An 18,309-nucleotide genomic window follows, 5' to 3' on the forward strand; every position below is an offset into this window, starting at 1 on the left:
GCGGGGCAAAGTGTGGATAAAAGCCCATCGCACCACCTCCTCAGCCGGCCGTTCGACAGGGCCGACGGACCGGACGCAGCCCGCGAGCAGCACGACCGCCGCCAGGACCGCGGCAGCCGGTCCACGCGAACTCACAAGTAGTCCTCGATACGGGCCACCGCGTACCCCTCGGCCGTGACCTTGTCGAGGAACCGCCGGATCATGTCGGACATCGTGCCCTTCCACTCCCCCCGGCCGCGGAAGTGGCTCAGCACGATGTCGCCCGGGCGGATCTTCCGGTCCCACTCGCGGTAGTCCCAGTGGTCGACGAAGACCTCCTCGTTCCAGATCGGCGCGTACTTCACCCCGCAGGACTTCGCGGCGCGCAGGGTGTCCTCGTTGTAGTTGCCGAAGGGCGGGCGGAAGAGGGTGGGACGCTTGCCGTAGCGCTTCTCGATGACGTCCTGCATGCCGCAGATCTCGCGCTTCTGGCGGGCGTAGGACAGTCCGGGCAGGTAGGGGTGATGGAGCGTGTGGTTGTTCAGTCCGACCCCTCGGTCCTGCATGTCCTTGAAGTAGCCGTAGTCCCCCTTGACCAGGTAGTCGCTGAGGAAGGCGGTGTAGGGGATCTTCAGCTCGCTCATCATCCGCAGGAACGCCGGGTCCTTCTCGGCGCCGTCGTCGATGGTGAGGAAGACGATCTTCTCCTTGGTCGGGATCGTGGTGAAGACCGGCGGGAGGCCCTTCTCCTCGTGGCCGTCCACCTCGAAGCCCTTGCGGGTCGTGATCCGCGGCTTCTTCACGGGCGGCGCGGGGGGCGCCAGCGGGACTCCGGCCAGACCCCAGCGTTTCGCGACCTTCGCGGCGGCGCGGAGCTTCATGGCGTACGAGTCCAGGGCCCGGGCCGGAGCCGCCTTCAGTGGCTGCTGGCCGGGCGCCGGACGTACCGGGCGCACCTCGGCGCTCTCCCCTCGTGCGCAGCCCGAGGCGATGACGGCGACGGCGACCGTGGCGGCGAGCACGTCGATCCCGGCGCGGGCCCGGGAAGCTCGCTTCACCCGACTTTTGTCATTTTGTACGACTGATCCCATGGCGCCGGATCCTCGCAGGTCACCGCCCTGCCCCCGGGCCGACACCGCCGCCGGAGGCGGACCGTCCACCGACTGGCCCACAATGTCCCGGTGAACGACCTCGCCCCACTCCTCACCCCCGAGGGCCGCGCCCTCCTCGACACGGTGCGCGACACCGCCCCCGCCGACGAACTCGCCGTCGCCACCCGGCTGCGCCGCGAGTACCCGGCCGAACTGGTGTCGGCGGCGCTCGGCCAGGCCCGGCTGCGGCAGCGGGCGGCGGTGAAGTTCGGGGCCGAGGACGCGGGACGGATGTTCTTCACCCCGAACGGGGTGGAGCAGTCGACGCGGGCGAGTGTGGCGACGTATCGGGCGGAGTGCTTCCAGGCACTGGGCGTGCGGTCCGTCGCCGATCTGTGCTGCGGCATCGGCGGGGACGCGATCGCGCTCGCGCGGGCCGGGATCAGGGTGCTCGCCGTGGACCGGGACCCGCTCACCGTGGCCGCCGCGCGGGCGAACGCCGAGGCGCTCGGGCTCGCCGACCTCATCGAGGTGCGGGAGGCGGACGTCACGGACATCGACACGTCCCCGTACGACGCCGTGTTCGTCGATCCGGGCCGCCGCGGAGGCCGCGGCCGGATCTTCGACCCGGAGGCCTACTCGCCGCCCCTGTCATGGGCCGTCGAGGCCGCGCTGAAGGCGCCGATCGGCGTGCTGAAGATCGCGCCGGGCATCCCCCACGAGGCGATCCCCGCCGAGGCGGAGGCGGAGTGGATCTCGGACAGCGGAGATGTGAAGGAAGCCGTGCTGTGGTTCCGCCCGGACGGAACACCGGGGGCGCGTCGGTCGATCCTGCTGCCCTCGGGGGCCGGCATCTGGGCCTCGCCCGACACCATGCTGCCCGACCCCGAAGTCCGCCCCGTCGGACGGTACTTGTACGAGCCCGACGGCGCCGTCATCCGCGCCCACCTGGTCGCCGAGGTGGCCGAGGACCTGGGGGGCGGGCTGATCGACGCGACCATCGCCTACGTCACCGCCGACGAACTGCATGTGACCCCGTATGCCACGGCATACGAGATCACCGACCAACTCCCCTTCAACGTCAAGAAGTTGAAGGCGCTGCTGCGCGAGCGCGAGGTCGGGATCCTGACCGTGAAGAAGCGCGGGTCGGCCGTGGAGCCGGAGGAACTACGCAGGAAGGTGCTCCCGAAGCCGTACGGGAGCAGGTCGGCGACCGTGTTCCTGACCCGGGTGGCGGGGGCACCGACGATGCTGGTCGGCGCACCCGCGTGACCGGTCGGCGGGAGGGGGTGGACCGTCGCTGACCAGGAAGGGAACGGGTTACCGGGTGGGCAGTGATCTCAGTCGGGCCGCCAGCAGTTCGCGTTCCCTCGCGTTGCGCGCCAGCCCCGCCGCCCGCTCGAACTCCGTCCTCGCCTCCGCCGTGCGTCCGAGGCGGGCCAGCAGGTCGCCGCGGACGCTGGGGAGCAAGTGGTAGTCGCGCAGGGCGGGTTCGTCGGTGAGGGCGTCGATGATCTCCAGGGCCGGCCGCGGGCCCTCGGCCCTCGACACGGCGACCGCGCGGTTGAGTTCGACGACCGGGGACGGGGCACGGACGGCGAGCAGTCCGTACAGGGTCGCGATGCTCGCCCAGTCGGTCTCCTCGTACGTGTGGGCGTGTGCGTGGCAGGCGGCGATCGCGGCCTGGAGGGCGTAGGGGCCCGGGGCGCCCGTGCGGGTGGCGTCGGCGCGGGCGAGGGCCTGGATGCCGCGGGCGATGAGCATGCGGTTCCAGCGGCGGCGGTTCTGGTCCTCCAGGAGGACCGGCTCGCCGGTGGGTCCGGTGCGGGTGGCGGTGCGGGACGCCTGGAACTCCAGGAGCGAGGCCAGCGCGTGGACCTCCGGTTCCTTCGGCATCAGGCCGGACAGGACGCGGGCCAGGCGCAGGGCGTCCTCGCACAGTCCCGGACGCAGCCAGTCGTCACCGGCGGTGGCGGCGTAACCCTCGTTGAAGACGAGGTAGATGACGTCGAGGACGTCTGCCAGGCGGGCCTCGCGCTCGGCGCCGTAGGGCACTTCGAAGGCGACGTTCCTCGTCGCGAGGGTGCGTTTCGCGCGGACGACGCGCTGGGCGATCGTCGGCTCCGGGACCAGGAACGCGCGGGCGATCTCGGCCGTGGTGAGGCCGCCCAGCAGCCGCAGGGTGAGGGCGATACGGGCCTCGGCGGACAGGACCGGGTGGCAGGTGGTGAAGACCAGGCGGAGCAGGTCGTCGTCGATGTCCTCGGGGTCGGCCGGCTCCTCCGGCGGGGCCGTCGTGTCCAGCGAGCGGCCGATCTCCTGGAGCTTGCGGGCGTAGTTCTCGCGGCGCCGGACCAGGTCGACGGCGCGGCGCCGGGCGGTGGTCATGAGCCAGGCGCCCGGGTTGCCGGGGACGCCGTCGCGCGGCCACTGCTCCAGGGCCGCGACGAGGGCGTCCTGGGCCAGTTCCTCGGCGATGCCGACGTCCCGGACGATGCGGGTGACGCCGGCGATGATGCGCGGGGACTCCATGCGGAACACCGTCTCGACGGTGCCGCGGGGGTCGCTGGGGGACTGTGGGCTCACAGCCCCCCATGCAACACCTGAACGAGGCCGGGGCCAAGGAGGGACTCAGCCCTCCGCGATCTCCCGCACCTCGCAGGTCACCGTCCAGTGCGCCTCGTGCACCTGAAGGAACCGCTTGGTCCACTCGATGGCCTCGGCCTTGTCCTTGCACTGCACGATCGCGTACCCCCCGACGACCTCCTTGGACTCGGTGAACGGCCCGTCCGTGACGGTCGACCGGCCACCGCTCCAGTGCACCCGCGTGCCCTGCGCCGAGGGCGTGAGCCCGGCGGTGTCCAGCAGCACCCCGGCCTTGGTCATCTCCTCGATCAGCTCCCCCATGCGCTGCATCAGCTCGGCGCTGGGGCCTTCGGCGGGGGCGGTTGACTCGTCGATCTGCACGAGCGACAGGTAGCGCGGCATGGTGGCTCCTCGAATCGGTCGGCCGGTCCTTTCCGGCCTCTCAACCATGCGTCGAACGGGAGACACCCGGATCGACAGGCTCGCGGGATTTCTTCGAGGAATTTCCCACGGCCCACGTCTTCGCAGCTCGCGGGCGTTCTTCCGGGCGGGTTCGGCACAGGCCACCGGCCTGGCCCGCGCTCGCCGCGGCCGTGGTCAGCACGCCGATCCCCACGGCCCCGCCGACTTGTCGGAAGCTGTCGAGCCGCCCGGACACCATGCCGGTCTCCTCCGGGGCGAAACCGGTCGTGGTGGCCGCGAGGTCGGCGTGCGGGGGCGCCGGTCAGGTCGATGCGGTCGCCGTCCAGGCCGACGACGTACCCGCCCGACCGCTCAGCGCAGCGACTTCCACAGTTCGCTCGCCTCCGGCTCCCGCGCCACCACCCGGTTGGCGTCCGAGGGGGCCGGCAGGACCGGCATCATCACCGTCTTCACCTGGTCCGCCGACAGCCCCTTCAGGCTCTGTCCGAGGGTCATCAGCTCGCTCAGCGAGTCGAGCCCGGTGTCGGTGGTGAGGCTGCCGGTGACCGCGTCGGCCACCTCGTAGAGCTTGGTCGGGCTGGTGAGCAGATCGGTCGAGGAGATCTGCTCCAGGAGCGCCTTCACCAGCTTCTGCTGGAGGCCTATCCGGCCGAGGTCGCTCCCGTCGCCCACGCCGTGCCGGGTGCGGGCGAGGCCGAGAGCCTGCTTGCCGTCGAGGTGGTGGGTCCCCGCCTTGAGCGTCAGATGGCTGCTGGAGTCGTCGATGTCCTCCTCCGTCGTCACCGTCACACCGCCGAGGGCGTTCACCAGCTTCGCGAAGCCCGAGAAGTCGATCTCGATGTAGTGGTCCATGCGGACGTCCGTGATCGACTCGACGGTCTTGACCGCGCAGACGGGCCCGCCGACGGAGTACGCGCTGTTGAACATCGCGTTGTACGCCACCGCCGTGGCGCCCCCGTCGGCCAGGGGACACGACGGGCGGGTGACGAGCGTGTCGCGCGGGATGCTGACCACCGTCGCCTCGGTGCGGCCGGCGTCGATGTGGACGACCATCGCGGTGTCGGACCGGGCGCCGGAGCTGTCGCCGCCGCCGAGCGCCTTGTTCGCCTTGCCGCTGCGCGAGTCGGAGCCCAGGACGAGGATGTTCAGGGCCTCGGAGGGCAGCGGGGAGGCCGACGCGGACGGGGAAGGTGTCGTCACGGCCTTCGCGGGGCGGTCGTCGCCGAGCGCGTTGTCGATGTCGACGCTCTTGATGTTGTCGTTGAGGTGCCAGTACATCCAGCCACCCGTCGCGGCGCCCGCCACCAGCACGGCCGCGAGAGTGAGGCCGGCGGCCTTCAGCACACGCGACCGCCGACCCACTCGTCTGCCTTCGTCGTCTCCGTTCACGGGGAGGAACGTAAGTCCGAATTATTACGAGGACCGCGTCCGGGCCGCCTTTCTTCGGAAAATCTCACCTTTCTCAGCCCAGCGTCACGGTCGGCACCGGGTTGCTCCCGCTCCAGGACGCGTTGAACCCGAAGGTCACCGAGCCGCCGTCCGGCACGGTCCCGTTGTAGGAGGCGTTGACGCAGCTGACCGCCGTGCCGGTCTGCGTGCAGGTCGCGTTCCAGGCCTGCGTGATCTGCTGGCCCGCCCCGTACGTCCAGCTCACCTTCCAGGACGACAGCGCGGCACCCGAGCAGGCGATCCTCACCTGGCCCGTGAACCCGGTGTTCCACTGGTTGGCCACGCTGTAGGTCGCGGTGCAGGCCCCCGTCGGCGGGGGCGTGGTCGTACCGCCGAGCGCCTCCGAGATCGCGTAGTACGCCGGTTTCGGCGCGTAGTTCTCGTCGTACGGCGTCGCCGCGCCCTGCCCCGGGAAGGTGCTCGGGATCCAGGAGTCGGAGTCGGTGAAGCCCCAGACGGTGACGCCGGTGCAGCGGGCGACGGCCACGCAGGCGTTCATGACGGCCTTGTAGTCGGCGGCCTGCTGGGTGAGCTTGGCGCTGTCGGAGGGCAGCGCCATCCGGACGTCCAGCTCGGTGATGGCCACGTCGACACCGAGGTCGGCGAAGCGCTGGATGTTCTGCTGGAGCGTGGCCGGCACCTGGCCGAGGATGAGGTGGGCCTGGAGGCCGACGCCGTCGATCGGGACGCCCTGCTCCTTCAGCGACTTGACCAGGTTGTAGAGGGCGGTGCTCTTCGCGTTGACGCCCTCGACGTTGTAGTCGTTGATGTACAGCTTGGCGGCCGGGTCGGCGGCGCGGGCGGCGGTGAGGGCCCGGGCGATGTAGCCGGTGCCGAGGCCGTTGTACCAGAGGGTCTGACGGTAGGTGCCGTCCTCGTTGAACGGCTCGTTGACGACGTCCCAGGCGGCGAGCCGCCCCTTGTACCGGCCGACCTCCGTGGCGATGTGGTTGTCGAGGAGGGTGCCCAGCTGGGCCGGGGTCCAGGTGCCGTTCGTCAGCCAGCTCGGGTTCTGGCTGTGCCAGACCAGGGTGTGGCCGCGCACGTCCTGGTCGTGGGCCTCGGCGAAGGCGACGATCTGGTCCGCCTCCGTCCAGTTGAAGTTCCCCTGGGTCGGCTCGACCGAGCCCCACTTCATGGCGTTGCCGGGGGTCAGCCAGTTGAACTGGGCCCCGGCGATGTCGCCGTAGGTCCCGGTCAGCTTGGAGCCGGTGACCGCCGTGCCCATGGCCTTGCCCTTGGCGGCCGCGAGGTCGCGCAACGGGGTGTCGGCGGCGTGCGCGGTGGTCGCGCCGGCGGTCATCAGAGCCCCGACGGTGGCCGCTCCGGCCAGCAGAGCGGCGAGTCGTACACGTGGCGAAGTTCTGGAGGATCTCACTGCGGGTGCCTCCGAAAGTTTCGGTCGTGCAGCCGATTGACTTCGGAGGAGTGTGGAGGTGGCGGCCCCACCCGTCAATACGTCAACTTCCGGCCAGCGGCGGCCCGGCGGTACTGCTGCGCACCACCAGGCTCGTCGCCAGCTCCACCCGGGTGGCCGCCGGAGAGCCCTCCTCGCGCGCCAGGTCGAGCACCAGCTTGGCCGCCGCCTCGGCCATCTCGGTCAGCGGCTGCCGCACGGTCGTCAGCGGCGGCCCCACCCAGGGCGCGACGGGCAGATCGTCGAACCCGACCACGCTCAGGTCCTCCGGGATCCTGAGCCCCAGCTCGCGTGCCGCCTCGTACAGGCCCAGCGCCTGGAGGTCGTTCCCGGCGAAGACCGCGGTCGGCCGGTCCGGGTGGCGCAGCAGCTCCAGGCCCTGGCGGTAGCCGGCCTCGTGGTGGAAGTCGCCGTTCTTGATGAGCGCGGGGTCGACCGGCAGCCCGGCGGTCTCCAGGGCGGCCCGGTAGCCGTCGACGCGGGCGCGGCTGCACATCATCCGGGAGGGCCCGCTGATCGCGCCGATCCGGGTGTGCCCGAGGTCGACGAGGTGCCGGGTGGCGGCGAGCCCGCCCTGCCAGTTGGTGGCGCCGATGGAGGGCACGTCGGCGCCGGGGTCGCCGGCCGGGTCCATGACGACGAACGGGATCGACCGGCTGGTGAGCAGCGCGCGCTGGGACTCGTCGAGCCCGGACAGCACGAGGATCACCCCGTGCGGACGCCGGGCGGCGACCTGGTCGGCCCAGGTCCGCCCGGGGGTGAGCCGCCCCGCGCTCTCGCTGAGCACCACGCTCAGCCCGGCGTCCCGGGCGACGTTCTCCACGCCCCGGATGACCTCCATCGCCCAGGCGCTCTCCAGTTCGTGGAAGACCAGGTCGATCAGGGGCGAACGGCTCGCCTCGGCCCGGCGGCGCCGGTAGCCGTGGGCGCGCAGCAGTTCCTCCACGCGCGCGCGGGTGGCCGGGGCGACGTCGGCACGGCCGTTCAGCACCTTCGAAACAGTCGGCGCCGAGACGCCGGCCTCTCGGGCGATCTCGGCAAGCGTCGCGGTCTGGGTGGACCGTCCTGTCGTCCTGGTTTCAGCGGGCTCCGGGGGTGTCATGGCGGCGATCGTATCCCTGCACGACCTCTTGACGAACCCTCCCGGCCCGCCTAGGTTCCCAAAACATTCGGCATACACAGCGAAACATTCGTTGAGGACGTTCGATGAGAGGACATTCGTGAGGGCCTTCACCCTGACAGGAGTTTCATGACCACCGCCCCCTGGCGTGACCCCGCCCTGCCCGCCGCCGCCCGCGTCGACGACCTCCTCTCCCGGATGACCCTTCAGGAGAAGACCGCCCAGCTGTACGGCGTGTGGGTGGGCGCCAGCACGGACGGCGAGGGAGTCGCGCCGCTCCAGAGCGAGATGACCGCCGACTACGACTGGTCCGAGCTGATCGCGCACGGCCTCGGCCAGCTGACCCGCCCCTTCGGCACCGCCCCCGTGGACCCGGCGCTGGGCGCGCAGGCACTGGCCCGCGCCCAGCGCCGTATCGCGGCGGCGGGCCGCTTCGGCATCCCGGCGCTCGCCCACGAGGAGTGCCTGGCGGGCTTCACGGCCTGGCAGGCCACCGCCTACCCGGTCCCGCTCGCCTGGGGCGCGAGCTTCGACCCGCCGCTCGTCGAGGAGATGGCCGGCAACATCGGCCGGGACCTGCGCGCGGTCGGCGTCCACCAGGGCCTCGCCCCCGTCCTGGACGTCGTCCGCGACCCGCGCTGGGGGCGGGTCGAGGAGACCGTCGGCGAGGACCCGTACCTCGTCGGCACGATCGGCACCGCCTACGTCCGGGGCCTGGAGTCGGCCGGGATCGTCGCCACCCTCAAGCACTTCGCCGGGTACGCGTCCTCGGCCGGCGCCCGCAACCAGGCACCGGTGCGGGCCGGGGTCCGGGAGCTCGCGGACGTGACCCTGCCACCGTTCCAGATGGCGCTGCGCGAGGGCGGGGCGCGCTCGGTGATGGCGGCGTACAACGAGACGGACGGCGTCCCGGCCTCCGCGGACCCGGGCCTGCTGACCGGACTCCTGCGCGAGGAATGGGGTTTCACCGGCACGGTCGTCGCCGACTACTTCGGCATCGGCTTCCTCCAGAGCCAGCACCGGGTGGCCGGCTCGGAGGCGGAGGCCGCCCACGCGGCGCTCGCGGCCGGCCTCGACGTCGAACTGCCCACCCTCAAGTGCTACGGCCCACCGCTCCTGGACGCCGTGCGGGCGGGCGAGATCCCCGAGGAGCTGATCGACCGGGCGGTCCGCCGGGTCCTGCTCCAGAAGTGCGAGCTGGGCCTCCTGGACGAGGACTGGACCCCCGAGCCGGCCGGCCGTATCGACCTCGACTCCACGGCGAACCGCGCCCTGGCCCGCCGCCTCGCCGAGGAGTCGGTGGTCCTCCTCGACAACCCGGACGGCGTCCTCCCGCTGTCCCCGGACACGCGGATCGCGGTGGTGGGCCCGAGGGCGGCCGACGCCCTGGCGATGCTCGGCTGCTACTCCTTCCCCTCCCATGTCCTGACCCACCACCCGGACATCCCGACGGGCATCGGGATCCCGACCGTCCTGGAGGCCCTGCGCACCGAACTCCCCGACGCCAAGGTGACGTTCGCGGAGGGCTGCGACACCTCGGACCCCGACCGGTCCGGCTTCGCGGAGGCGGTGGCCCGGACGTCCGAGGCGGATGTGTGCGTGGCGGTCCTGGGCGACCGGGCGGGCCTGTTCGGCCGGGGCACATCGGGCGAGGGCTGCGATGTGACGGACCTGCGACTCCCCGGCGTACAGGGCGAACTGCTGGACACCCTGGTCGCCACCGGCGTACCCGTGGTCCTGGTGCTGCTGACCGGCCGGCCGTACGCGCTCGGCCGCTGGAACGGGCGCCTCGCCGCCGCGGTGCAGGCGTTCTTCCCGGGCGAGGAGGGCGGCCCCGCCGTCGCGGGCGTGCTGTCCGGCCGCGTCAACCCCTCGGGGCGGCTGCCGGTGAGCGTCCCCCAGGTGCCGGGCGGCCAGCCCTGGACCTACCTCCAGCCGCCGCTGGGCCTCGCGGGCGAGGTCAGCAATCTGGACCCGACACCGCTGTACCCGTTCGGGCACGGAAGGTCGTACACGTCGTTCGCCTGGGAATCCGATGCCGCCGACACGGAGATCGGCACGGACGGCTCCTACGACATGACCGTGACCGTCCGCAACACGGGTGACCGCGAGGGCGCCGAGGTCGTCCAGCTGTACCTGCACGACCCGGTGGCCTCGGTGACCCGGCCGGACGTCCGCCTGATCGGCTACCAGCGCGTGCGGCTGGCCCCGGGAGAGGCGGCCCGGGTGTCCTTCCGCTTCCACACCGACCTGTCGTCCTTCACAGATCGTTCACTCCGGAGGGTCGTCGAACCGGGCATCCTGGAGCTGCGGTTGGCGGCATCCAGCGCGGACGTACGGCACACGACCCGGCTGAACCTCACGGGGCCGGTACGGGTGCTGGGCCCGGACCGTGTGCTGCGCTGCGAGACGGAGGTGTCGGGACCCGCCTGACCCTCCACCTGGGGGAGGCTCACCATGGACCGATACGTCCACCACGAACTGCGGGCCGTGTACACCGCGTTCGCCACTCTCGCCGTCTGCGTGCCGGTGACGAGCGGTGTGCGCGGTGCGCCGATGTCGGCCTACGGGGTGGGGCGGTTCGTCCTGGCCATGATCGCCTTCACGGTGGTGGTCACCCTGCTCGGGGCGACACGGCTCAAGTGGGTCGGCGAGATACGGGACTTCGAGGCCGCGGTCCCCCTGGAGCGGGCCCCGGCGGACGGTGCCTCGCTGCGCCGCCGCCCCCTCAACTGGTGGCTCTTCCCGGTGATGCTGGTCCCGACCCTGGCCCTCGCCATCGCCTACGCGCCCTGGATCGCCCTGCTCCCCCTCTGGGCGGCGCTGGTCTGGCTCGGCCAGGCCTGGCTGGCCGCCGAGTGGGAGCGCAGGAACGGCAAGGTGCTGTGGCGGGGGCACGACACGGACGCACCGTGGAAACTGTCGTACTCCCCCGGCGTACTCCGCGGCGAGGCCCCCGCCGGGACCACGCCGGCATAGGTCCGTACGACGGGCCCCTGTGCCACAATCCGCCGACGCACCGGTGCGCGACGGGGGGACACGATGGACAGGGGCACGGCCGGCAGACTCTCCGCCGCCGACGAGCGGCCGGCCCCGAGCGTGCGGCCGCCCTCCGCACTGCGCGAATGGCCGCTCGTCGCCGCCATGCTCACGCTCGCCTGGCTGCCGCCGCTCGCCGCCGCCGTGGCACTGCCGGTCCTCCTGGCAAGGGCGGGCAACCCGACGGCAGCCCTCCTGCCCGTCGTCGTGACGCTGCTGAGCGTCCTCGCCGCCGTCGTCGCCCGCCGCCGAATACCGGGCCGGGCGGTACGGCCCCGCGACGAGCCGGAGCTGGCGGCCCTGGTCCAGGACGTGGCCGAACGGCTCGGTTTCCGCGCTCCGCTCCTGGTGCGGATCGTCCCCGACGTACAGGCCTCGCTGAGCCGGGCGACGGTCTCCGGGATCCGCGCCTATGTCCTGGTCCTCGGCCTGCCCGTACTGCGGACGCTGACCGCCGACCAGCTGGCGGCCGTGGTCGCGCACGAGCTGGCGCACGTACGGCATGTCGGCCACCGCCGCACGTCCTGGCTGCTCATGGCACGCCACGCCCTCACGGCCGAACTGAAGCCCCGCTTCCGCCCCACGGCCCCCGTGGCCGCCCCGCTCCTGCGCGCCACCCAGTCCCGGGCCTGGCGCACGGAGACGGACTCCGACGCCGACGCGGCCCGCCTCCTCGGCAAGGCGACGACGGCCGCGGCGCTCGAACGCTCGATCCGGCTCAACTCGGTGTACGAGGGCCTCGGCCTGCGCTGGTGGAGCGTCCTCGCCCAGCACGACGGCAGCTACCCGCAGGACTTCTACGACGCGCTGGACACCGCCGTGCGAGACCCGCACGTGGACCGCAGCGCGGCCCGCGCCGTCGCCGAGCACGACGCCCTCGACCCCTACGCCACGGCGGGCCACCCCCCGCTCGCCGACCGGCTGGCCGCGCTCCCGGACGCCGACGCCGTCACGGCGTACCGCGACGAGCCGCTGCCGCTGCGCACGGGCCCGGCGCTGGAGCAGTGGTGTGTCGGACAGCTGGCCGAGCAGGGCCGGGCCCGGCGCGGACGCCGCGACCGGCACACCGCCCCGCGTCCGACACGCCTGCTCGCTCTCCCGCCCGACCGGCTCCGCCAACTCCTGGAGGACAAGGGCCCGTCGCCCCTCCAGAGGGCGACCGAGCAGGACTCGCCCGCCCGCGCCCTGCACAGCGCGCTGGACGCGATCGCCGACGGCACCTGGCCCCGGCTGGCCCGCCGTATCGAGCGCGGCATCCGCCGGGCACCCCGCCCCGTCCGCCCGGCGTACTCCCGGACCGTCCTGACCGGGGCGATGGTCCTGGCCCTCGCCACCGTGCTCCGCGACGCCGGCTGGACCCACCCGAGCCGCTGGCGCACCAGCGTGCTCACCTCGCCCGACGGCACGGTCCTCGACCTGAGCGAACTGCTGACGGCGGCCGTGGAGAACGGCGACACGGCTCCCGTACGGGCGCTGCTCACACCGGAGGTGGCCGCATGAACCGTATGCACGACAACCGGCGCCCCCTGCGCGTCGCCCTGTTCGGACTGACCGTGACCCTCGTGGGGTACGCCCTGTTCGCCGCGTGGCTGGGCGGGCACGCGTACGCCCACGCGCGCGAGCGGGAACGGACCGCGACCACCTTCGGCGAGGTCGTCGAGCGCGGACTCGGAGCCGACGGGGACGACGTCCTCGTCAGCTGGGAGGACCGCGCCGGCCGCACCCACCTCCAGCGCTTCCCGGACCGGGGCGACACCGCCTACACCCGGCAGACCCTCTTCCTCGTGGCCTACGACCCGACCGAGGACAACCCCCGCGGCCGGCCGATCGACTGGCGCGACATCCCCAAGGAGGACGGGTACGAGGACGATCTCGTCCGCTCGGTCGCCTTCGGAGGGGTCGTCGCGGCCGTCCTCTGCGGTGTCTGGGCCCACCGTGGTCTGCGCTTCCTCCGGGCGGCACGCCGGCCGGGCCGGCCGGCGACGGCCCTGGTCCGGGTCGGGGAGCGCGGCGCGCCCCTGGGGCGGGGTCTGTCGACGACCTGGCTCGTCCTGGGCGAGCAGCAGGGCCCGCGCTGGCAGCGCGTCATGTGGCACCCCGCGCTCGACGAACTCCCCGACCGTGCCCCGGTCTCCGTCCACGGCCGCCGCACCGCGGTGGTCGTCCTGCCGGACGGCACCCAACTCGTCCCGCTGGGCCGTCTGCGCCGCTCCGAACCCCGGCACACCACCCTCGAAGCGCCCTCGACCGTCCGCGGCGACCTCCGCGACTCCTTCGTCATCCCGGCCGGCACCGTCATACGCCCCACCCGCCCCTGGTGGCGCCCGGCCCTCCCCTTCACGGCGACCGGAGCCGTCCTGGGCCTCGCCCTGGCCTACCTGAACACCGACGGCACCGTGGTCCCGGTGGTCGCCTTCACCCTGGCCGGCGCAACCCTCCTGACCGCGGTCTGGGCCCCGTTGGCCCTACAGCCGTGAGGCCCGTTGTCAGTGGCGCCGCCTAGATTCCTGCCATGGAAGCAACACTGCCGCAGTCGCTGCCACCGGGCAGGGTCATCGAGTCGTACGGCTCCCTGGTGTGGATGAGCCGGGGTCCCGTGCCCGAGGCGGACGAGTGGTGGAGGCGGCTCTACGCCGAGCGGGCCCGGACCGGTCTGTATCCCGTACTCCTGGAGTACTGCGAGGACTTCTCCGGATGCGCGGTCGGCGGGGACAGCCCGGTCGACGCCGCGTCGTTCCTCCGCGAGGAATGGGAGCCGCGTTCCTGGCCGTCCTTCGCGGCCTGGCCGGGCCTCGCCGTACCGGCCGCCGCCGCGGGGGCCGATCCCGACGCGTGTGCGGCCGAGGCGGCCACGGCCGTCGTACGCCGGGGCTGGGCCCGCTGCCTCGCGCTGGTCCAGGCGGAGCGCGGCTCGGACGTACCGATCGCGCTCAACTGGCCCGGTATGACCAACCACATGGGCAAGGACGACCTGTCCGGGGTGGTCCGCTCCTGGGAGGACCGCTTCGGCGCCCGGGTCGTGGCCTTCGAGCACGGCGGTCTGCACGTCTCGGCCGCCGTCCCCCCGAAGGACCTCCACGAGGCCCATGTCCTGGCCGCCGAGCACTACCTGGCCTGCCCCGACGTCTTCCACAACGACTTCGGCGACTGGGAGAACACCTACCCGCAGGAACTGCTGACCCGCCGGGACTGGTACTTCTGGTGGGACTGAGCTACCGCCGCGCGGGCGCGACCAGCCACGACGGCGCCGCAGCCGACCGACGGCACCTCACCGCTCAGCCGGCGGAGCGCTCAGCGGGTGTCCACCGACTCGAACCGCCACCGATGTACGGCCCGGTCCACCAACTCCCCGTCCGGTTCCGGGAGTTCGGGCAGTTCGGCGTCGAGTCCCGCGTCCCACCAGGTGATGACGAGCACACGGTCCTGCGGCGCCCGGAAGGTCTCGCGGCGCAGTGGCGCGCGGGGCAGGTCCTGCGCCCGTGCCCAGGCGAGGAGTTCCTCGCCGCGCCCGTCGACCGCCCGGGCCTCCCACATCAACGCGACCGTCACGAGTAGAGGTTCTCCTTGCTGACCTCGTGCACATGGTCGTGGCCGGGGACATGCGGCTCCGTCACGGGCAGCGAGGAGTCCGCCGACAGGTCCCAGCTGGAGGCGGGCCGGTTCCGGGCGACCATCTCCGCACCCAGCGCGGCCACCATCGCCCCGTTGTCCGTGCACAGCTTCGGCCGCGGCACCCGCAGCCGGATCCCGGCCGCCTCGCACCGCTCCTGGGCCAGCACCCGCAGCCGGGAGTTGGCGGCGACACCGCCGCCGATCATCAGATGGTCGACGCCCTCGTCCTTGCAGGCACGGACGGCCTTGCGGGTCAGCACATCCACGACCGCCTCCTGGAAGGACGCCGCCACGTCCCGCACCGGCACCTCCTCGCCGGCGGCCCGCTTGGCCTCGATCCAACGGGCCACGGCGGTCTTCAGACCGGAGAAGGAGAAGTCGTACGCCGCGTCGCGCGGCCCGGTCAGCCCACGCGGGAACGCGATCGCACGCGGATCGCCCTCCTTCGCGTACCGGTCGATGACCGGGCCGCCCGGGAAGCCGAGGTTCAGCACGCGCGCGATCTTGTCGAACGCCTCGCCGGCCGCGTCGTCGATGGTCGCGCCGAGCGGCCGCACGTCCGCGGTGATGTCGGTGGACAGCAGCAGGGACGAGTGGCCCCCGCTCACCAGCAGGGCCATCGTCGGCTCGGGAAGGCTGCCGTGCTCCAGCTGGTCCACACAGATGTGGGAGGCGAGGTGGTTGACGCCGTACAGCGGCTTGCCGAGCGCGTAGGCGTACGCCTTCGCCGCCGATACGCCGACCAGCAGCGCGCCCGCGAGACCGGGCCCGGCGGTCACGGCGATCCCGTCCAGGTCCTTCGCGCTCACCCCCGCTTCCTTCAGCGCGCGGTCGATGGTCGGCACCATCGCCTCCAGATGCGCGCGCGAGGCGACCTCGGGCACGACCCCGCCGAAGCGGGCGTGCTCGTCGACGCTGGAGGCGATCGCGTCCGCGAGCAGGGTGGTGCCGCGGACGATGCCGACGCCGGTCTCGTCGCAGGAGGTCTCGATGCCGAGGACGAGAGGTTCGTCAGTCATTGATCTCGGTTCCTTGTTCGGAGGTGGAACCCGCGGCGGAGCCGTTCCTGGATTCCGTCGTCAGTCGCATGACCAGGGCGTCGACATTGCCGGGCTGGTAGTAGCCGCGCCGGAAGCCGATCGCCTCGAAGCCGTACCGCTCGTACAGCTTCTGCGCGCGCACGTTGTCGATCCGGCACTCCAGCATCACTTCGGCGCACTCGAAGGCGGTGGCCGCGCGGAGCAGTTCGGTCAGCAGCCGCCCGCCGAGTCCGGTGCCCCAGTGGTCGCGGGCGACGGCGATGGTCTGCACGTCCGCCAGGTCCCCGGAGGCGGCGAGCCCGGCGTACCCGACGAGCCGCCCGCCGTCCTCGGCGACGACATAGCGCCGGGTCGCGGAGGCGCCGCGCGCATGGGCCAGCTCGGACCAGAACATGCCCCGCGACCAGGCGTCCTCGGGAAAGAGGTCCTTCTCCAGCACCAGCACGGGATCGATGTCCCACCAGCGCATCTCGCGCAGCACGTCGGTCACTTGGGGGTGACCACCTTGTAGTTCCTGGGCACCTGGGCGTCGGGCCGGCGCAGGTACAGCGGCCGCGGGGCGGGGAGTTCCTCGCCGGCGGCGAGTCTCTCGGCGGCGAGCGCGGCGAGCGCGGCGGCGGAGACGTGCTCGGGCTCGTGGGCGACCGGGAAGGTGTCGGGGTAGAGCAGCGCACCGGCCCCGACGGCGGGCAGACCCGCGACCTGCTCGGCGATCTCGGCGGGCCGGTCGACGGCCGGGTCGGTCAGCCGTGTACGGGAGTCGGCGTAGCGCGCCCAGTAGACCTCCTTGCGCCGCGCGTCGGTCGCCACGACGAAGGGGCCCTCGTCGATGTCGGCGGCGTAGGCGAGCCCGTCGAGCGTGCACACACCGTGCACGGGGACGCCGAGGGCGAGCCCGAAGGTGTCGGCGGTCATCAGTCCGACGCGCAGTCCGGTGTAGGGGCCGGGCCCGGTTCCTACGACGACGGCGGTGACGGCGTCGAGTCTCAGCCCGGCCTCGGCGAGGACGCGGTCGACGGCCGGCAGCAGCAGCTCGCCGTGCCGGCGCGCGTCCACCTGACTCGACGAGGTGACGACGTCCGTACCGTCGTGCAGCGCGACGGTCACGGCGGGGGTGGCGGTATCCAGAGCGAGCAAGAGCACGCAAACAGCCTACGGCTCCCGCGCCGCGCGTATCGCCGCCCCGGTCACACGCCCGCCGACTGCTAACGTCGCCGGGATCACGCCGTACGACAACGAGGTGGACGACCGTGCCAAGCTCCAGCGCCGGGATCGTGACCGGGCTCACCGCGGCGGCCCTGGTCTCGGTGGGTTTCCTCGCCTACCAGGCCTCGGCGAGCGTCCCGCCCTCGCTGGGCACCTCGCACCGCGACGGTGAGCCCGCGGCCGTCACCTCCAGGGCGCCCCGCGACACCGGGCACCCCACCGCCCTGCCCGTCGGCTCCGGCAAGGGTGAACGTGTCGTGTACTCGGTGGACGACGACCGGGTCTGGCTGGTCGACAAGGGCAACAGGGTCCAGCGCACCTTCAAGGTCACCGCGGGCACGGTCGACCCGGTCCCGGGTTCCTACTTCGTCACGTCCCGCTCGAACTCGGTCATCGGCACCGACGGCACCCCCATCGAGCACGTCGTACGCTTCGCCGGCGTCGACGGCGTCACGATCGGCTTCAGCGCGGCCGTGGACGGCTCGGCGCCGGAGAACGACCCCACGGCGAAAACGGGCGGCATCCGCGAGTCCCGCGAGGACGGCAACGCCATGTGGGACTTCGCGACGATCGGCCAACGGGTGCTCGTGATCCGCTGAGCGAAAACGGCCTAAGCGGCTTTGCGCTGCTCGGCGGACGGCCGTACCGCTTCCCGGTCAGGCACCCGCGGCGGCGTGGAAATCACGTTCGCCGCAGCACAGGCCGCCAGCAAGTCCCGCATGGGAACCGGCACCGCGGACACCACGCGCGGCGCCGCCTCGTCTCGTTCCGTGGCCGCCATGGACGCCTCCTGAGCACCGGGGGCGGACGTAGTTAGGTAGACCTAACTACGAACTGGGTACCATGTGACCACGCACACGACCGCAAATGCAATAACTTGCCGACGTCTTGTCGGAATATTCATCCACCGATGCTCAAGCGGACAGCGCGCACCGGCTCAGGCGGACAGCACACCGAGGTCGACGGTCGCCCAGCGCTCCCCCAGCCCGGTCAGCGTCATGTGCCGCACCTCGTCGTTGGTGTCCCCGACGGCACGGTGGATCCACACCTGGAGCCGGTCCTCGGTGAGCTCCTCGACCTTGCCCTCGCCCCACTCCACGACGATCACCGAGTCGGACAGCGAGACATCGAGGTCGAGGTCCTCCATCTCGTCGAGCCCGCCGCCCAGGCGGTACGCGTCGACGTGGACGAGCGGCGGACCGCCGCCGAGGGACGGGTGCACCCGGGCGATGACGAAGGTCGGCGACGTGACGGCGCCGCGCACCCCCAGTCCCTCCCCCAGCGGCCCCTTCTAAACACCTGCCGCGGCCGAGAAGGGGCAGGTGAGACACCGGGGTGGCGAGGTAA

17 protein-coding genes and 1 pseudogene are annotated in these 18,309 nt (G+C 72.4%); 7 read left to right on the forward strand and 11 right to left on the reverse strand.

Annotation, left to right across the window (positions count from 1 at the left end):
* Positions 1 to 131 precede the first annotated feature (131 nt).
* Positions 132 to 1,070 carry a polysaccharide deacetylase family protein gene (locus HLK59_RS38840; protein WP_171146349.1) on the reverse strand — a complete coding sequence of 313 codons (939 nt, stop codon included), beginning with the start codon at positions 1,068 to 1,070 and terminating at the stop codon, positions 132 to 134.
* A 72-nt stretch (positions 1,071 to 1,142) separates the two neighbouring features.
* On the opposite strand from HLK59_RS38840, the gene HLK59_RS38845 reads away from it, so the two are divergent.
* Positions 1,143 to 2,342 (forward strand): methyltransferase domain-containing protein, encoded by a 1,200-nt coding sequence (locus HLK59_RS38845; RefSeq protein WP_240982899.1) that lies wholly within the window; start codon positions 1,143 to 1,145, stop codon positions 2,340 to 2,342.
* Between the two features lie 48 nt (positions 2,343 to 2,390).
* Here the strand turns inward: HLK59_RS38845 and HLK59_RS38850 are convergent, their stop codons facing one another.
* The 5 genes from HLK59_RS38850 to HLK59_RS38870 form a co-directional block, all read right to left on the reverse strand.
* Positions 2,391 to 3,602 carry a sigma-70 family RNA polymerase sigma factor gene (locus tag HLK59_RS38850; RefSeq protein WP_171146362.1) on the reverse strand — a complete coding sequence of 404 codons (1,212 nt, stop codon included), beginning with the start codon at positions 3,600 to 3,602 and terminating at the stop codon, positions 2,391 to 2,393.
* Between the two features lie 99 nt (positions 3,603 to 3,701).
* Positions 3,702 to 4,058: a YciI family protein gene (locus HLK59_RS38855; RefSeq protein ID WP_171146350.1), complete on the reverse strand. Its 357-nt coding sequence runs from the start codon at positions 4,056 to 4,058 to the stop codon at positions 3,702 to 3,704.
* A gap of 372 nt (positions 4,059 to 4,430) precedes the next feature.
* On the reverse strand, positions 4,431 to 5,468 hold the full coding sequence (locus HLK59_RS38860; protein ID WP_346779913.1) for an LCP family protein: 1,038 nt from the start codon (positions 5,466 to 5,468) through the stop codon (positions 4,431 to 4,433).
* A 73-nt stretch (positions 5,469 to 5,541) separates the two neighbouring features.
* Positions 5,542 to 6,831 (reverse strand): endo-1,4-beta-xylanase, encoded by a 1,290-nt coding sequence (locus tag HLK59_RS38865; protein WP_171146351.1) that lies wholly within the window; start codon positions 6,829 to 6,831, stop codon positions 5,542 to 5,544.
* 157 nt (positions 6,832 to 6,988) lie between these two features.
* Positions 6,989 to 8,047 carry a LacI family DNA-binding transcriptional regulator gene (locus tag HLK59_RS38870; protein WP_171146352.1) on the reverse strand — a complete coding sequence of 353 codons (1,059 nt, stop codon included), beginning with the start codon at positions 8,045 to 8,047 and terminating at the stop codon, positions 6,989 to 6,991.
* Positions 8,048 to 8,194: 147 nt separating this feature from the next.
* Between HLK59_RS38870 and HLK59_RS38875 the strand changes: the two genes are divergently transcribed.
* The 5 genes from HLK59_RS38875 (at position 8,195) to HLK59_RS38895 (ending at position 14,315) form a co-directional block, all read left to right on the forward strand.
* Positions 8,195 to 10,498 carry a glycoside hydrolase family 3 N-terminal domain-containing protein gene (locus tag HLK59_RS38875; protein ID WP_171146353.1) on the forward strand — a complete coding sequence of 768 codons (2,304 nt, stop codon included), beginning with the start codon at positions 8,195 to 8,197 and terminating at the stop codon, positions 10,496 to 10,498.
* 24 nt (positions 10,499 to 10,522) lie between these two features.
* Positions 10,523 to 11,044, forward strand: a complete 522-nt coding sequence (locus tag HLK59_RS38880) for a hypothetical protein (RefSeq protein WP_171146354.1) — start codon at positions 10,523 to 10,525, stop codon at positions 11,042 to 11,044.
* A gap of 63 nt (positions 11,045 to 11,107) precedes the next feature.
* Complete coding sequence (locus HLK59_RS38885) at positions 11,108 to 12,604, forward strand: M48 family metallopeptidase (protein ID WP_171146355.1); 1,497 nt, start codon at positions 11,108 to 11,110, stop codon at positions 12,602 to 12,604.
* On the forward strand, positions 12,601 to 13,581 hold the full coding sequence (locus HLK59_RS38890) for a hypothetical protein (RefSeq protein ID WP_171146356.1): 981 nt from the start codon (positions 12,601 to 12,603) through the stop codon (positions 13,579 to 13,581). Before HLK59_RS38885 ends, HLK59_RS38890 begins: the two co-directional genes overlap by 4 nt.
* 35 nt (positions 13,582 to 13,616) lie before the next feature.
* On the forward strand, positions 13,617 to 14,315 hold the full coding sequence (locus HLK59_RS38895) for a DUF4253 domain-containing protein (protein ID WP_240982898.1): 699 nt from the start codon (positions 13,617 to 13,619) through the stop codon (positions 14,313 to 14,315).
* A gap of 80 nt (positions 14,316 to 14,395) precedes the next feature.
* On the opposite strand, the gene HLK59_RS38900 is transcribed toward HLK59_RS38895, so the two are convergent.
* Genes HLK59_RS38900 through tsaB form a run of 4 tightly spaced genes read right to left on the reverse strand, consistent with a single transcriptional unit; the run spans position 14,396 to position 16,899 of the window.
* A complete protein-coding gene (locus HLK59_RS38900) occupies positions 14,396 to 14,653 on the reverse strand; it encodes a hypothetical protein (protein WP_171146357.1) in 258 nt (85 codons plus the stop codon).
* Positions 14,650 to 15,735, reverse strand: coding sequence for a tRNA (adenosine(37)-N6)-threonylcarbamoyltransferase complex transferase subunit TsaD (tsaD, locus tag HLK59_RS38905; protein WP_171146358.1), 1,086 nt, complete (start codon positions 15,733 to 15,735; stop codon positions 14,650 to 14,652). Before tsaD ends, HLK59_RS38900 begins: the two co-directional genes overlap by 4 nt.
* A complete protein-coding gene (gene rimI / locus HLK59_RS38910) occupies positions 15,728 to 16,225 on the reverse strand; it encodes a ribosomal protein S18-alanine N-acetyltransferase (protein ID WP_171146365.1) in 498 nt (165 codons plus the stop codon). Before rimI ends, tsaD begins: the two co-directional genes overlap by 8 nt.
* Before the next feature lie 17 nt (positions 16,226 to 16,242).
* Positions 16,243 to 16,899: a tRNA (adenosine(37)-N6)-threonylcarbamoyltransferase complex dimerization subunit type 1 TsaB gene (gene tsaB / locus HLK59_RS38915; RefSeq protein WP_171146359.1), complete on the reverse strand. Its 657-nt coding sequence runs from the start codon at positions 16,897 to 16,899 to the stop codon at positions 16,243 to 16,245.
* 107 nt (positions 16,900 to 17,006) lie between these two features.
* Between tsaB and HLK59_RS38920 the strand changes: the two genes are divergently transcribed.
* A complete protein-coding gene (locus HLK59_RS38920) occupies positions 17,007 to 17,561 on the forward strand; it encodes a hypothetical protein (RefSeq protein WP_171146360.1) in 555 nt (184 codons plus the stop codon).
* A 338-nt stretch (positions 17,562 to 17,899) separates the two neighbouring features.
* Here the strand turns inward: HLK59_RS38920 and HLK59_RS38925 are convergent.
* Positions 17,900 to 18,244, reverse strand: a pseudogene (locus HLK59_RS38925) (tRNA (adenosine(37)-N6)-threonylcarbamoyltransferase complex ATPase subunit type 1 TsaE); the annotation flags it as partial.
* Positions 18,245 to 18,309 lie beyond the last annotated feature (65 nt).

This window comes from Streptomyces sp. S3(2020) (genome assembly GCF_013044505.1).
GTDB lineage: Bacteria > Actinomycetota > Actinomycetes > Streptomycetales > Streptomycetaceae > Streptomyces.

Coding starts and splice junctions, on each gene's coding strand:
- HLK59_RS38875 (WP_171146353.1), top strand. CDS start 8,195: ATGACCACCGCCCCCTGGCGTGACCCCGCCCTGCCCGCCGCCGCCCGC.
- HLK59_RS38870 (WP_171146352.1), bottom strand. CDS start 8,047: ATGACACCCCCGGAGCCCGCTGAAACCAGGACGACAGGACGGTCCACC.
- tsaD (WP_171146358.1), bottom strand. CDS start 15,735: ATGACTGACGAACCTCTCGTCCTCGGCATCGAGACCTCCTGCGACGAG.
- HLK59_RS38840 (WP_171146349.1), bottom strand. CDS start 1,070: ATGGGATCAGTCGTACAAAATGACAAAAGTCGGGTGAAGCGAGCTTCC.
- HLK59_RS38850 (WP_171146362.1), bottom strand. CDS start 3,602: ATGGAGTCCCCGCGCATCATCGCCGGCGTCACCCGCATCGTCCGGGAC.
- rimI (WP_171146365.1), bottom strand. CDS start 16,225: ATGCGCTGGTGGGACATCGATCCCGTGCTGGTGCTGGAGAAGGACCTC.
- HLK59_RS38890 (WP_171146356.1), top strand. CDS start 12,601: ATGAACCGTATGCACGACAACCGGCGCCCCCTGCGCGTCGCCCTGTTC.
- HLK59_RS38865 (WP_171146351.1), bottom strand. CDS start 6,831: ATGACCGCCGGCGCGACCACCGCGCACGCCGCCGACACCCCGTTGCGC.
- HLK59_RS38855 (WP_171146350.1), bottom strand. CDS start 4,058: ATGCCGCGCTACCTGTCGCTCGTGCAGATCGACGAGTCAACCGCCCCC.
- HLK59_RS38895 (WP_240982898.1), top strand. CDS start 13,617: ATGGAAGCAACACTGCCGCAGTCGCTGCCACCGGGCAGGGTCATCGAG.
- HLK59_RS38885 (WP_171146355.1), top strand. CDS start 11,108: ATGGACAGGGGCACGGCCGGCAGACTCTCCGCCGCCGACGAGCGGCCG.
- HLK59_RS38880 (WP_171146354.1), top strand. CDS start 10,523: ATGGACCGATACGTCCACCACGAACTGCGGGCCGTGTACACCGCGTTC.